12 protein-coding genes are annotated in these 14,648 nt (G+C 40.0%); 9 read left to right on the top strand and 3 right to left on the bottom strand.

The window, feature by feature from the left end; genetic code table 11:
* The first annotated feature begins 21 nt into the window (after window positions 1–21).
* From ribB to EGM47_RS10760, 9 genes are all read left to right on the top strand, one after another.
* Complete coding sequence (ribB, locus tag EGM47_RS10720) at window positions 22–1,170, top strand: 3,4-dihydroxy-2-butanone-4-phosphate synthase (protein WP_124980806.1); 1,149 nt, start codon at window positions 22–24, stop codon at window positions 1,168–1,170.
* Window positions 1,171–1,202: 32 nt separating this feature from the next.
* The gene (gene murQ, locus EGM47_RS10725; RefSeq protein WP_124980807.1) at window positions 1,203–2,018 is read left to right on the top strand and encodes an N-acetylmuramic acid 6-phosphate etherase; all 816 of its coding nucleotides are present in this window, start codon (window positions 1,203–1,205) and stop codon (window positions 2,016–2,018) included.
* A 10-nt stretch (window positions 2,019–2,028) separates the two neighbouring features.
* Entirely contained in the window at window positions 2,029–2,262 is a 234-nt protein-coding gene (locus EGM47_RS10730; RefSeq protein WP_124980808.1) for a DUF6095 family protein, read from the top strand.
* Window positions 2,259–3,029, top strand: coding sequence for a hypothetical protein (locus EGM47_RS10735; protein WP_124980809.1), 771 nt, complete (start codon window positions 2,259–2,261; stop codon window positions 3,027–3,029). Before EGM47_RS10730 ends, EGM47_RS10735 begins: the two co-directional genes overlap by 4 nt.
* Window positions 3,030–3,220: 191 nt before the next feature.
* Window positions 3,221–3,973 (top strand): hypothetical protein, encoded by a 753-nt coding sequence (locus EGM47_RS10740; protein ID WP_124980810.1) that lies wholly within the window; start codon window positions 3,221–3,223, stop codon window positions 3,971–3,973.
* Window positions 3,974–4,175: 202 nt separating this feature from the next.
* Window positions 4,176–5,918 carry an OstA-like protein gene (locus tag EGM47_RS10745; RefSeq protein ID WP_240642395.1) on the top strand — a complete coding sequence of 581 codons (1,743 nt, stop codon included), beginning with the start codon at window positions 4,176–4,178 and terminating at the stop codon, window positions 5,916–5,918.
* On the top strand, window positions 5,915–7,102 hold the full coding sequence (locus tag EGM47_RS10750; RefSeq protein WP_124980811.1) for an aspartate aminotransferase family protein: 1,188 nt from the start codon (window positions 5,915–5,917) through the stop codon (window positions 7,100–7,102). The genes EGM47_RS10745 and EGM47_RS10750 overlap by 4 nt, the downstream gene beginning before the upstream one ends.
* A gap of 104 nt (window positions 7,103–7,206) precedes the next feature.
* Window positions 7,207–8,589 carry a tetratricopeptide repeat protein gene (locus EGM47_RS10755; protein ID WP_124980812.1) on the top strand — a complete coding sequence of 461 codons (1,383 nt, stop codon included), beginning with the start codon at window positions 7,207–7,209 and terminating at the stop codon, window positions 8,587–8,589.
* Window positions 8,590–8,593: 4 nt separating this feature from the next.
* Window positions 8,594–9,328: a tyrosine-protein phosphatase gene (locus tag EGM47_RS10760; protein WP_124980813.1), complete on the top strand. Its 735-nt coding sequence runs from the start codon at window positions 8,594–8,596 to the stop codon at window positions 9,326–9,328.
* Window positions 9,329–9,349: 21 nt separating this feature from the next.
* Here EGM47_RS10760 and EGM47_RS10765 read toward each other — a convergent pair whose 3' ends face one another.
* From EGM47_RS10765 to EGM47_RS10775, 3 genes are read right to left on the bottom strand one after another with little or no spacing between them, the layout of a single operon-like run.
* On the bottom strand, window positions 9,350–11,743 hold the full coding sequence (locus EGM47_RS10765) for a GumC family protein (RefSeq protein WP_124980814.1): 2,394 nt from the start codon (window positions 11,741–11,743) through the stop codon (window positions 9,350–9,352).
* Between the two features lie 3 nt (window positions 11,744–11,746).
* Window positions 11,747–12,514, bottom strand: coding sequence for a polysaccharide biosynthesis/export family protein (locus tag EGM47_RS10770; protein WP_240642405.1), 768 nt, complete (start codon window positions 12,512–12,514; stop codon window positions 11,747–11,749).
* A 31-nt stretch (window positions 12,515–12,545) separates the two neighbouring features.
* Window positions 12,546–14,501, bottom strand: coding sequence for a polysaccharide biosynthesis protein (locus tag EGM47_RS10775; protein WP_124980815.1), 1,956 nt, complete (start codon window positions 14,499–14,501; stop codon window positions 12,546–12,548).
* Between the last annotated feature and the right edge of the window lie 147 nt (window positions 14,502–14,648).

Genomic DNA, 14,648 nt, shown 5'->3' on the forward strand with positions numbered 1-14,648 from the left:
TCTCCCAAGGGTTTTACTCATATGATTATACAGGAAAAATCAGCACTTACAATCCAATTGGACAAGATTGAGGACGCTATTGAAGATATCAAAAAAGGTAAAGTCATCATTGTCGTTGATGACGAAAATCGTGAAAATGAAGGTGATTTTCTGGCAAGTGCCGAGTCTGTGACGCCAGAAATGATCAACTTCATGGCCACTTACGGAAGAGGATTGATTTGTGCACCCATTACCGCTAGCCGGGTCAAAGAATTGGAACTATCAATGATGGTAAACAACAATTCTGACCCCATGGAGACAGCCTTTACTGTTTCGGTTGACCTACGAGGTCATGGAGTGACCACTGGCATCAGCGCCAGCGACCGGGCCAAGACGATAAAGGCCTTAATTAATGAGGATACCCAACCCCATGACTTGAGCAAGCCTGGTCATATTTTTCCGCTCAAGGCGAAAGATGGAGGCGTATTGAGGCGTACGGGCCATACTGAGGCAGCCATCGACTTTGCTAGACTTGCTGGTCATCAACCTGCTGGTGTGATTGTAGAGATCATGAATGAAGATGGTACCATGGCGAGGTTACCCCATTTGGTGGAGGTAGCACGTAAACACAACTTAAAACTGGTTTCCATAGAAGATCTGGTAGCGTACCGCATGCGTAACGACAGCTTAATTGTCAAAAAAGAAGACTTTGAGCTAAAGACAAAATTCGGCACCTATAGATTGCACGCATATCAACAAACCACCAATGACCAGATCCATATTGCACTAACTTTAGGGAGTTGGGATAAAAATGATACGGTCCTCACTCGGATGAATTCTACCCAAGTAAATAACGATCTTTTCTCTACTATAACCAGTGAAGCGGACAGAAAACTAGATGCAATGTTCCACCGCCTGAATGAGGAAGGCAAAGGGGCGATCGTCTTTATCAATCAGCAATTTGAACCAGAAAATATGCTGGGCAGATTGGACCAATTAAAGGAGCTACAAGAAAACGGAAAAATGAAGGCTCCCAGAAGAAACTTAGATAATAAAGACTACGGTATCGGTGCACAGATCCTTCATGATTTAAAGATCTCAAAACTGAAACTTATGACCAATTCTGAGCAAAGTAAGCGTATCGGAATGATCGGTTATGGCCTGGAAATCGTAGACACCGTAGAATACTAATCAAAGTAATTCATCTTTTTTAAGATACGATCATGAAATTCATTAAGACCACTGAACAGGATTCCAGACATCAAGATTTGGAAATGAAAGATAGTTTGGAACTGGTACGCGGGATCAATGAAGAGGATCAAGGTGTGGCGATGGCCGTAAAAAAGATTCTTCCTGCCATAGCAGAATTTATTGACGCTGTGGTTGATCGCATGAAACAGGGAGGTCGATTATTTTATATCGGTGCAGGCACCAGCGGACGATTGGGAATACTCGACGCCAGTGAATGCCCCCCAACATTTGGAGTGAGTGATGACAAAATCATAGGGCTCATCGCTGGTGGTGATCAAGCCATCAGAAAGGCCGTTGAGAATGCCGAAGATGACACCCAACAAGCCATTAGGGATTTGGAAAAATATGGACTGAACGACATGGATTCTGTACTGGGTATTGCCGCAAGTGGTACCACGCCATACGTAGTGGAAGGAATCAAATCTTGTACAGACCGGAAGCTTCTTACTGGAGCTATCACTTGCAATGAGAATTCGCCCCTAGCACTGTCAGCCACTCATGCAATGGTCGCAGTAGTTGGGCCAGAATTCATTACCGGCAGCAGTCGTATGAAGGCTGGTACGGCCCAAAAAATGATTTTAAACATGATCAGCACGAGTATAATGATTCAATTAGGCCATGTCAAAGGAAACAAAATGGTTGATATGCAACTGAGTAATGATAAACTGGTGGACCGTGGCACCAAAATGATCATGGAGGCCACGGGAGTCTCTTACGACAAGGCTCATGAATTATTGTTAGAATACGGTAGCGTAAGGCTTGCTATCGACCACATAGGAATTTGCTGATCATACACATATGAAACAAGCTTCTACTGACCGTGAGACCTTAACTAAGGGAATTAAAAGAATGATGCTCAGTCTTCCTTTTTTTATTGCAGGGCCTGTGCTGATATACATAGGAGCAGGAAGTGATCACCCGATTATTTTTTTAATGCCAGGAATCGCCTTTTCGATATTTGCTGTGGTATTGGCTTTTAACGGAATTAACACTATACTGGATTCAATGTTTAAAACTGATAAAACCAGATGAAAAAACTGTACGTGGTTACCGCTATACTGATCTTATTCATCTCCTGTAAGTCAAGTACTGAACATTCTCACGCAGAAAAGGAAGATAAAACAGAAAGCTTGACATTATCTGGGTCAGTAACTAATCAGAAAGGTATAGCGGGCAGAATTAATGTATTGGGCTATTTTGTTGATCCGATTTATACTGGTGATTTAGAGCCTGGTGGTAAATTTAAAATTGTACTTCCCAAGGATTTTGGAAAACTGACGCAGGAAGCTTTTGCAGACTACAATCGATCTGAAGAAGCTCAATATGAATTGAACCTTAGTACAGCCATTGAAACTTTTCCTGATGCTGGAGATCTTAATTTTGTCAACAAACAAGCCCGTTTGGCTTTTGCAGGAAAATATTATAGGTTTGAGGTAGTTGACCCTTCAGGCAATCTGGCTTATTTATCTCCTGCTTCAAGTCAAGATTTTCTGGAATTTGTGATAGGTAAACCTGACGCAAGTCCCTTGACAGGTCACCATTATTATTTCATTTATGCCTTAGAAGCTTTTTCTATTAAAGGTACCGATACTTATTTATCTCTATACGAAGATGGCTCAGAAGAAAGTTACAAACGCACTGACGAATATCAGCTAGATATCCAACTCGGTTGGAATATCATCAAGTACGAAGTAATGGAATTAAGTGAAAATAACTTGGGAAGTCAAAATGTAGGAAAATCAAAGACCATAAGTGTCGATCCCACCCAAGAAATCATCAACTGGCAAGTCACTGATTAGCTATGCAAGCATAATAAAACGATAATCAGACTGATTCATCGATGAAATGCATTTTTTAAACCTCTGCATATCAGTTGTTTACAAATTATTATGTTAAAAAACGAGTTTATCCTACCAAATGGCGAAAATATTGTGTAAAGTTTAGTTCAACCCCTTCTTTGTTGTAGGTTTGCTCCTGAAAATTAACAACAATGAAAAGAATTTTATTATACTTTAGTCTTGCAATTTTAGCCAGTGCGTGTTCTACAGAAGAAACTCAAATCGATTCTTTAGAGAGTACAGACATCACAAAGATGGAGGCTCAGGAATTCCAGGATTACATGGAAGACAAGGCTATTTCTCAAGGCCTTATTCCAGGTATGATTAATCCAGATGCTTCTGTTTATCCTTTCGATATTGCTTCTATCGAAGCTTTTGATGACATGTCCAAGAATTTTGGATTTGGTAATCCAGCTGGAGGTGTTTGTCTAACTTCCCAAGCCGGTAACTCGGATGGAGAAATATTGATGTTTAATATCGAAAAAAAGATTGGAAATGGCGTCGCCGATGAGAGCGACCATTCTGCACAGCAAGGCACCAAATTTGAATACGAGTTTGAAATTGAAGAACCAGGGTGGTACATACACTCTATCTACATGAATATTGATGGTGATTGTAACGCGCTTCCAACTGGTAGCAATGGCTTGGTTAATGTTTGCGGGTTCAATATTCGTAACTGTTTCCGTCCTAGAGTCACTAAAGTAACATACACTTTTGCCGATTCATGTTTGCCAGAATGTAGTTGTAACTCCGTTTACGTGGTTGCTTACAAATTGGATCAGAACAACAACGTGATTGATACGGATGGCCTTTGGCTGGATGGTGACAATCATGATGCTATTCAGGCAACTTCCAATACCTTCTGTAAAAGCCAGTGTGGTAACGGATTTGGATTTGAGGATTAATCCAACGCAAAGTAATCAAGTAAAGGGATCTTAATGGATCCCTTTTTTATTTTTACACCTCAAGACTATTGCTAGCTGCTATCATAAAGCTACTTTATTTCCGTTATCAATTCTCCCAGACGTAAATCTTGTTGGTAACATTCAAGATCTAAAACTAATACTTGGGGGTATTTTGCTAGTTTTGCAAATTCAAATTAAAGTCTTGAAGAACAAACTGTTTTACTTCATCCTGTTAATGGCTCTTTGGGGATCAGCTCAACAACAAGAAGCGGATTCACTGATCAGTGTGACCGCAGGTATGCAGTTAATTGATGAGGCTAGCTTTCCAGATGCGGTCGTCTATTCCAGAGACCAATCAGCCCAGGTTTATGTACAGCACAAGGGGATTAAAATGTGGTGTGATCGTGCCTTTCTTTATCGGGAGGATAATTTTATTCGCGCCATTGGAAATGTACGCATGGAACAGGGAGACTCCATTCAAATGAGTTCGAAATATGCAGAGTACAACGGTAGCACCCAATTGGCCTTTGCCAGTGGTGCCGTACAAATGAAAAATCCAGAATCTACCCTCAAAACTGACACTTTATATTTTGACCGTGTAAAACAGCAAGCCTACTATCGAAGTGGTGGTACTGTGAGGGATACAGCTAGCACGTTGACCAGTCGGATCGGTAGGTTTTTTATAAACGATAAACGATATCAGTTTTTGGATCAGGTCAAAGTCGTGAACCCAGAATATACCATCAATTCAAATCACCTCAACTTCTACACCGATACTGGACATGCTTATATGTACGGTCCATCCACCATAACAGGCAGCACAAGTAATGTTTATTGTGAGCGTGGGTTCTATGACACCAGAAATGATGAAGGATACTTTATTAAAAACAGTCGAATCGATTATGATAACAGGACCGTAACAGGTGATAGTCTATACTTCAATAGAGCTCGTTCATTTGCGAGTGCGACCAATAATATTGTTGTAACGGACACCATGAACAACTCCATCATTAAAGGACATTATGCGGAAGTTTTTCGTGCAAAAGATTCTGTATTTATCACCAAAAGAGCCGTGGCCATTTCTGTTCAGGAAAAAGACAGCGTATTTATACATGCAGACCGACTTATGGTAACCGGACCAGAAAATGATCGGGTGATCAGAGGCTTCTATGATGTACGCTTATACAAAAGTGATTTGAGCGGTAAATGCGACTCCATAGTGTCCAATCAAAATACAGGACTGACTAAGATGATCCGACGGCCTGTTTTATGGAGTGGTAAAAGTCAAATCACCGGCGACAGTATCCATATACAAAGCAATGTAAAGACAGAAGTATTGGATAGCCTACGCGTTTTTTACAATGCCTTTATCGTCGACAAGGACAGTAGCGGATTCAACCAAATAAAAGGAAAAGAGCTGATTGGACAATTTGATGACCAGAATGAGCTCAAAGTGGTCAATATTTACAAAAATGTAGAGAATTTGATTTTCTCGCGGAATGAACAACAGGAATTGGTGGGAATAAATAAGGGCACCAGTGGGCGAATGGAGATAATTTTTGAAGACCGGGAGATGGCGGTTATTACCTATCTTGATGACCCCAAGGATATCACCTATCCGCCTGAAGAACTTCCCGAAAACTCACGTAAATTGAGAGGTTTTAACTGGAGAGGTGAAGAACGCCTCATTTCAAAACAAGATTTATTTAAAGGTAAAGCTGCACCCGTCCTTACAAAAATTCAGGGAATACCCTTACCTGATGTAGAACCAGAATTCTTTAGCCAAGAAAATCAAGATCAGCTGCATAAACGTTCAAGGCTAAAGCAGACTGATCTGGACAATCGTCCTGAAGATCAAGTAGAAGAATGGACACCTGGAGAAGAAGATGCTGGAAATCAAAAGGAAAGTCCTGTAATGAGGCAAGGTCAAAAGTCAGGAGGATGAGTGAAGCGTTTAAAAGATTTCAAGCCCCTACCTCACCATTTGCTCCAGGGATTGAGATCTCCCATGCCTTTGGCAATTATATATACGACAAACAAGGCAATACATATCTGGACATGGTCGCTGGGGTAAGTGCCCTTCCACTGGGACATTGTCACCCAAAAGTGGTGGACGCGATAAAAACACAAGTTGACAAGTACATGCACGTTATGGTCTATGGTGAGTACGCCTTGGATCCTGCAATCCAACTCTGTAAGCTACTGGCCCATTTAATGCCAGATCCACTAGAAATGACCTATCTGGTCAACAGTGGAACTGAAGCTATTGAAGCTTCTCTTAAACTGGCTCGCCGGGTCACTGGGAGATCCACCATTATCGCCATGAAAAATGCCTATCACGGCAACACAATGGGGTCCTTGAGCTTAATGGATTACGAGGAGCGTAAAGCCGTTTTCAGACCTTTGGTACCAGACATATACCATATCAAATATAATTGCCTGGCAGAGCTCAATCGCATAGATAAAGATACTGCTGCAGTTATCATTGAATCCATTCAGGGAGGAGCAGGATTTCTTGTGCCGTCAGTAGCTTGGATCAAAGCGTTACGCAACCGATGTGATGATACAGGTACGTTACTAATTGTTGATGAAATCCAACCTGGAATAGGTCGCACTGGAACAATGTTTTATTTTGAGCAATGGGGCATCGTACCAGATATGGTCATTACTGGAAAGGGTTTGGCTGGGGGAATGCCAATCGGGGCATTAACCGCTAGTCGGGAACATCTTTCAACTTTTAAGGAGTCCCCAATGCTAGGTCACATCACGACTTTTGGAGGAAATCCCGTAATTGCAGCAGCCGCTTTAAAGACCTTGCAAGAGATTTGTGAAGGCAATTATATGGAACAAATGCATGAAAAAGAGGTTCGCTTTCGCGAAAGCTTAGATAGTCCATATATACAGGAAATTCGAGGAAAAGGATTAATGCTAGCGGTCATCTTACCAGATGATAAGTTTACCAGTGACATAGTTAATGCTTGTCGGGAGGAAGGTGTTTTGTTCTTTTTGCTCCTGTATGAAAAACGCGCTATTCGCATTACTCCGCCATATACCATTACCAATGCAGAGATCGATAAAGCCTGTCAGGTATTGGTGAAAGTGATAGAAAAATTCTACGCTACCAATTAAAAAATACTCTGTTTATAAATTGTTGACAATAGATTTTCCAGTCCTTACGAGACTTTGGCAAAAATCTTGAACTTAGTAACACATGAATTCTTAAAATTCACTGTATGCAATTTGATTTTAATGAAGAGGACGATTTGAGTATTCAAAAATTCGAGCACATGCTCAAGACCAATGAGGTAGGATTCTTTGATAGTGATGAATTTGAGCAAATCATTGAACACTATTTGGAGACTGGTAAAATGGCGGTAGCTCGTAAGGCGATAAAGCTTGGAATTTCACAGCACCCCACCTCTGTGAACCTCAAACTATTCCGTGCAGAGATGCTCATTTTTGACAATCAAATCGAATTGGCGCATGCCGCTTTGAATGAGCTATATGAGATACAGCCGCAAAACGCGGAAATCTATATCCAAAAAGCCAATCTATTCTCGAAAACTGAAGAGCACCAAAAGGCGATCGAATTGTTGCAAACGGCCTTGTCCTACACTCCTGACCAATCTGATGTATATAACCTCATCGGTATGGAGTATTTATTCCTTGAGGACTATTCCAATGCCAAAATTAATTTCATGAAATGCCTGGAAATTGATGACACAGATTATTCTGCATTGTACAATGTCATTTACTGCTTTGATTTCTTGCAAGAACATGAAGAAGCCATTGACTACTTAAATCTCTTCTTGGATAAAAATCCTTACTCTGAAGTTGCCTGGCATCAAGTGGGTAAGCAGTATTTTGACCTCAAGCAGTATGAAAAATCATTGGCCGCTTTTGAATTTGCCATTATTTCTGATGATCACTTTGTAGGTGCTTATTTGGAAAAAGGGAAAGTCTTGGAGAAATTGGGAAGGTTTAATGAGGCCATCGCCAATTATCAGATTACTCTTAAACTCGATGACCCTACCTCTTTCGCCTATTTAAGATTAGGGAAATGTTTTGAAAAATTAGGCGCTCATGAAGAGGCCATTAAATACTTCAAGCAGACCGTTAAAGAAGATCCTTTGCTGGATAAAGGGTGGCTGGCGATTGTAAATTTCTATTGTAAATCCATGGATTATCAGAAAGCATTGGGCTACATAGAGAAAGCGATCGAAATTGATGGTGAAAATGCGTTGTATTGGACAAAATATGCCAAGCTCAATAAACGCCTTAACTTTTTTGAAGAGGCAGAATACGGCTACCGTAGAGCCATTGAATTAGGCAATTATGAATTGAGCACCTGGCTGGACCGAGCAGATATTCTTTTGGTATTAGGTGAAGTGGAAGCTATGATATCCAATCTCACCAATGGCTTGGAGTTTTATCCAGAACAAACAGAATTGGAGTTCCGGCTTGCCGGTGCCTATTGTTTGCGAGGCGAATGGGTAAAAGGTAAATTTTATTTGCAAAATGCCCTGAAAAGGGATGCTGAATTTCTCATCATCTGGGAAGAATTATTCCCTCAATTACTTGACCATCAAGAGATTTTACCCTTGATCCAATCTTAGCTTTATGTTCTTTTTCAAGAAAAAATATGACTTGGTGGAACTCCTTCAGGGTTTTACTGATATTCATAACCATGTCCTTCCTGGTATAGATGATGGCGCAGCTGAATTGAATGATACCATGCAAATGATCCGTGCCATGAAGGAAATCGGCATTAAAGACTGTATCCCTACCCCTCACACCATGGAGGATTACTATGGAAATGATGCCGAAGTTATTAGGGAAAAATACCTACACACCTTGGAAGAGCTAAAATCCAGTGATGTGTCTGGTTTTATAGCTGGAGTAGCTTCAGAATACATGCTGGACGCCGGTTTTGAAGAGCTGCTTGAGAATAAGGAACTGCTCTGCTTAAAAGATAATTATGTATTGACTGAACTCTCCTATTTCCAAGAGCCCGCTAACCTACATCATTTGGTATTTGACATCCAGCAAAAAGGCCTGGAACCTATTATGGCCCATCCTGAACGATATAGATATGTCAAAAGTATGGAGACCTATATGGACTGGACAGGACGTGGTTTCCTTCTCCAATTGAACCTACTATCACTCACAGATCATTATGGTAAGGATGCCCAGCGAAAAGCCTTCGCTCTATTGGAAAAGGATATGTACACATTTGCAGGAACTGACGCACACAGACTGGAGCACGTAGACAAAATTGGTTGCATCAGACTGGATAAAAAGCAATTTGAGTCAACAAAAAAGCTTATGGAAAACCATAAGCTTATTTTCGATTGAATATCCTATAATAATCGAAGTTTAAAAGTCTGTTTTCTTTCTTGTAAACTTTTCTTTCACCTTATCCCAGAATGTTTCCTTGGTAGCAGAGTAGGTATATCCATATTTATTTCCGTATCCAAAGTTGGCCAGTTTTACACTATTGATAACCATGGCAACATTCTTAATCTTTTCAGCTTCTACACTATCCTTAACATACTCTAGTAATTGGGTCTCTGTGTAGTTAGCTCTGGATACATAAACGGTGATGTCAGCATGATGATTAATCAACAATGTATCTGTTACTAACATCGTGGGTGCGGTATCGACAATAACCACATCATAAGAAGCAGCTGCCTCCTTGAATAACTCACTGGTTCGATCTTGCATCCAGAGTTCCGCCGGATTAGGCGGAATTGCTCCAGAAAGAAGGATTTGTAAATTTTGGTTGCCCGAAGATTGCTGGGCCAACTCTACAACGTTCAAACTTGAATCAGTAAGGTACTCCGTTACACCTTTAGTCGACCTCTTTGTACCGTCGATGGCATACCTGTGAATTTGAGGATTACGTATGTCAGCTCCAATCAACAACACTCTTTTTCCAGAAAAGGCTAGAGTCGAAGCTAAATTGTAAGCTACAAATGTTTTACCTTCTCCTTTGACGGTTGACGTTACCATGATAATCGGAATCTTGGACTGTTCCAGTGTAGATAATTTGAACTGAAGGTTGGTACGTAAAATTCTAAAGGCTTCGGCCAGAATGGATCGATCATTTTTAGTAATGATTTCGCTATCTCCAGTATCTAACTTAGGAATCTCACCTAATATAGCTAGGTTTGGTAAGGCTTTTTGAATATCATTTCTACTTTCAATTTTGTTATACAACAAATTTCTAACATAGAGTATACCGAAAGGAATTAATAGTCCGAGAACGAAAGTTGCCAATAAAACAATCTTTGGTTGAGGAGATACTGGAACCAGTGGAGCAAATGCAAAATCAATAATTTTAGCTTTGGGCGCGGTGATGGCAAGACTGATAGCGGTGGTTTCCTTGCGCTCGCTAAGTAACACATAAATAGCCTCCACAACCCTTCTGGTGCGCTCAATATCCCTATTCAGTCGCTCATTCTCTGGAACATTGGATATTTTTCCAGTCACTTGTCTTAATTCACTTTCAATACTTCGACGTTGAATTTCCAACTTGGAAATTAGGCTTTCCAAGGAGGCTGTCATTGCTTGATTTAAAGCGTCCAGTTCTGTTTTTAAACGAATTACAGCTGGGTTTTCGGCCGTACCACGTTGCAACAAGTTTTTATATTGAACCAGTAAAGCGTTGTATTTGCTCGTTTGAGCATTGATATCAAATTCAGTAAAACCTAAATTTTCGGGAATAATTTGATAATCTGCTTGTTTCAATCTAGAAAGTATCGACCTGGCGATTTGCAATTGGGTTTGTGCCATTACCGCCTCTCGACCTAACCCAGATGACTGCTCCAGGCTGATCAGGGATTCTGCGGTAAGATCGGTTAGATTTTTAGAGTCTTTGAACTTTTCTATTCCTTTTTCAATACTATCTAAATCGCGTTGCACTTCTGCCAACCTTTCATCAATAAAGTCAGCCGTATTTTTGGCGACTTGATTCTTATCAGCGATAGCATCCTCATTATATTCAACTACCAATTGATTCAGTAAGTCCTCAGCCTTTTGTCTGACCGGGTCAGTAATACTTAAGTTTACCACACTACCGCGCCTATCCGATTTGGAAACGTTTATTTTTTTTGAATACCCTCTTACTACATCACCAATTGGTTGTATTTTGACATGAATTTCATATTCTTCGTCATCCTTCTTTGCGTTGGGATCTAAATTGGGAATGAGCAACATTTCTAATTCATCTAAGACAAAGGTGGCACCATAATCTACCGTTTCCCACTTTCCCGCTTCTGTAACTTTGACAAGGCAAGATGAAGGATTCAAGGGTTTGATAAAAAAATCTTTCTTTTCTTGTATCCGATAGGCTATACTATCATTTATTATACTTATTAATACTGGACTATCATTATAGACATTCGAAGTCTTGACATTACCAGACCTGATGTAAGAAATTTGTAAATTCAATTCCTTAACAACATTTTCAAGCAGTCGATTGGATTTAAGTATTTCCACTTCGTTTTCCACCGTATTGAACGAATTCCCCAATACATCTAAGTCGCCCAAGGCACCTACTTCAGAAAGTCCCCCACCACTTTGTGTATCTTTTATTATGATGGACGCCTCAGCCTGGTATAATTTGGTAGCATATCTTAAATATAAATATCCTAATCCTACACAAATGAAAACACTTAGGAAAAACCATGGCCAGGATTTAAGATAATAGGCAATTTGTTCTTGTAGAGATTTGCTAGCAGAATCTCCAGTTTGTTGTTGATCAACCATAAATTAATTTCTAACCAAAATAACAATCACCGACAACAGTAGTGAAGCGATGGACACAAAAAGTGAGGCATTGCGATTAAATCCAGCTGCCTGAACTTGAGCCTTATTAGGATCCACGACAATAATATCGTTTTGTTGAAGAAAGTAATAATCTGAGCTTACAAAATCTGTATTGGTCAGATCCACTTCATAAGACTGTTGCACGCCATTTATATCACGCAATATTTTGACGGATTGCCGGTCACCGTAAATAGTTAAATCTCCAGCCAATCCAAGCGCCTGTAGAAGCGTCAAACGCCCTTCATTAACGGTATAAGTCCCAGGTCGATTTACCTCTCCTAAAACAGATACTTTAAAATTCATTATTCGCACATCTACCATGACGTCTGAAACATAAGGTCTCATTTTTTCCGCAATCATTTTACGCACTTCTTCCCGCGTCATACCTGCTACTTCCAAGTTCCCTAGCACAGGAAAATTGATGGTCCCATCAACATCTACTAAATAATCTAACAAACGCCCGCTATTTCCCTGAGCCATCAGATCATTACCCAGTACTGGGTTAACAAACAAATTAAAATCCTGTACCAATTCTGGATCACGACTTGAAACAATGATTCTAAGCAGATCATCCGATTTAATGGTCGTGTGATAGTTAATAGCTTCGTCTGGTAAATTCTCACGAACATCCTGAACGTACAAAATCTTTTCTTTAGAGACGCAAGAGGAGATCATTATCAACAGACATAAAAGCCCCAATATTTTTTTCATAAGTATAAATGAGAATGCAAATATATAGATACTACTTCGAAGAACGCACCTCTTGGTCCAGCATTTCGTAAATACTGTTTTTGCTTACGAATTCAGGTACCATTCGCTTCAAATTGAGTACTACCTGATCGTTGGATCCAGATTCTGCAGCAGCCGCTAGTTCGATGATCTGGTTGGTTACTGTCTCTAGAGATTCATTACACACCTTAGCCACCATTATCTTTCTATGATGGGTAGGCAATGTGGTTGATTCATCGCTCAATAATTCTTCGTATAATTTCTCACCAGGGCGCAAACCGATGACCTCAATATCAATCTCATGATAGGGCTCAAAGCCAGATAACTTAATCATTTTTTCCGCCAAATCCATAATTCTCACAGGTTTACCCATGTCGAACACAAAGATTTCTCCCCCTTTGCCCATTGTTCCGGCTTGAAGTACCAACTGACAAGCTTCTGGGATGGTCATAAAATATCTAATAATATCTTTATGAGTGACGGTAACAGGACCACCTTGCTCAATTTGCTTCTTAAAATGAGGAATCACGGACCCATTAGAACCTAGAACGTTACCAAATCTAGTGGTTATAAATTTCGTACTGTGATTATTTTCTTCCTGCAGCGCCTGTACGTATATTTCAGCTGCACGCTTACTCGCTCCCATCACATTTGTAGGATTCACGGCTTTATCGGTACTAACCATTACAAATCGCTCAACTTGATGTTGAACGGCGAGGTCTGCCAAATTAACTGTACCTAATACATTGACCCAAATGGCTTCACGAGGATTGTTTTCCATCAAAGGCACATGCTTATAGGCCGCAGCATGGAAAACAACTTTTATATCAAAAGCTTCGAATACATTTTCCATGCGTTGTTTACGTCGCACATCACCCATAACGAATTCAAAGTCCACCTGAGGATAACTTTGTCGTAATTCGAGTTCAAGTGCATAGAGGGGCGACTCAGCTTGGTCCAGCACAATTACTTTTTTTGGATTAAAGGCTGCCACTTGGCGTACAATTTCACTTCCGATAGAACCTGCACCTCCTGTAATTAATATCGTTTTATTATTCAAATATCTGTTGATCTGTGTGTCATCCAGGTGAATGGCCGCCCGTTCTAATAAATCCTCAATTTGAATTTGTTTGATATTTTTAACCACATCAACACCTTCATCCAAGTGGATGATGTCAGGGGCATTAAAAATCTCTAGATCATAAGCTAAAGCCTTATCAACGATCGAATTTTTCTTAGTAACCGAAACTTGGTTACCGACAAATATTAATCCATCAACTTTTAGATATTCAATCTCGGTAAAAAAATCCTCATCAAATTTGAAAATTGGCTGACCCAATATTTTTATTCGGTCATGCTTTTTAGAAAGTGATACAAATCCTTTAAGCTGAAAATTCTGATTTTTTGAAATAGTGATCGCCTCTGCAACTGCAATACTCTCGTCATTGATACCTACCACCAACACAGATTTACAACTTGCTCCCATTTTGGTGAAAAAAGCGTAAACACTCTTAACAACCACCCTAAACTGTAGCATCAATACAAAGGTGATGGCCATGTTAACGATCAAAAATGGCATCAGAAAAACTTTCTCTGCGTACAAATAGTAGTAGGAGTAATTGATTACTGCCAGCGCTGTCGCACTGGCTAAACATGCTAAAGCCAGTTTTAGTATATCTACAAATGTACTGTGGCGTATCAAGCCCGAATAAGTACTAAACACGAAAAAGGCCAAAAAATGAACTGCAATAATAGCTAGCGCCTGTTCAGGGATGGTAAGTAGCTGATAAAAATCAGGAGTGATCTCTCTTACAATAAGATAAGAAAGTAAAAATGAGGCACAGACAATACACAAATCAATTAAGACGACGATCCAACGTGGCAGATAACGTATGTTTTTGAATCTTAACGCATTATCTTCATTCCAGAGCACCTGAGTTGCCCGGCGTTTAAAGTATTGCCATTTCATTCCTAGTAATTTTTCCCCTATTGCAATATTACATATAAATTAAGGGCGATACATCAGTATCACCCTTTAATTTATCGTTAAATCTTAAAGATGTGTCTAAATCCTCTTCTCTTTTTTGAGAAAATTGGACACAATATTCAGCAATTC

The sequence above is a fragment of the Nonlabens xiamenensis genome, assembly GCF_003865345.1.
Taxonomy (GTDB): Bacteria; Bacteroidota; Bacteroidia; order Flavobacteriales; family Flavobacteriaceae; genus Nonlabens; species Nonlabens xiamenensis.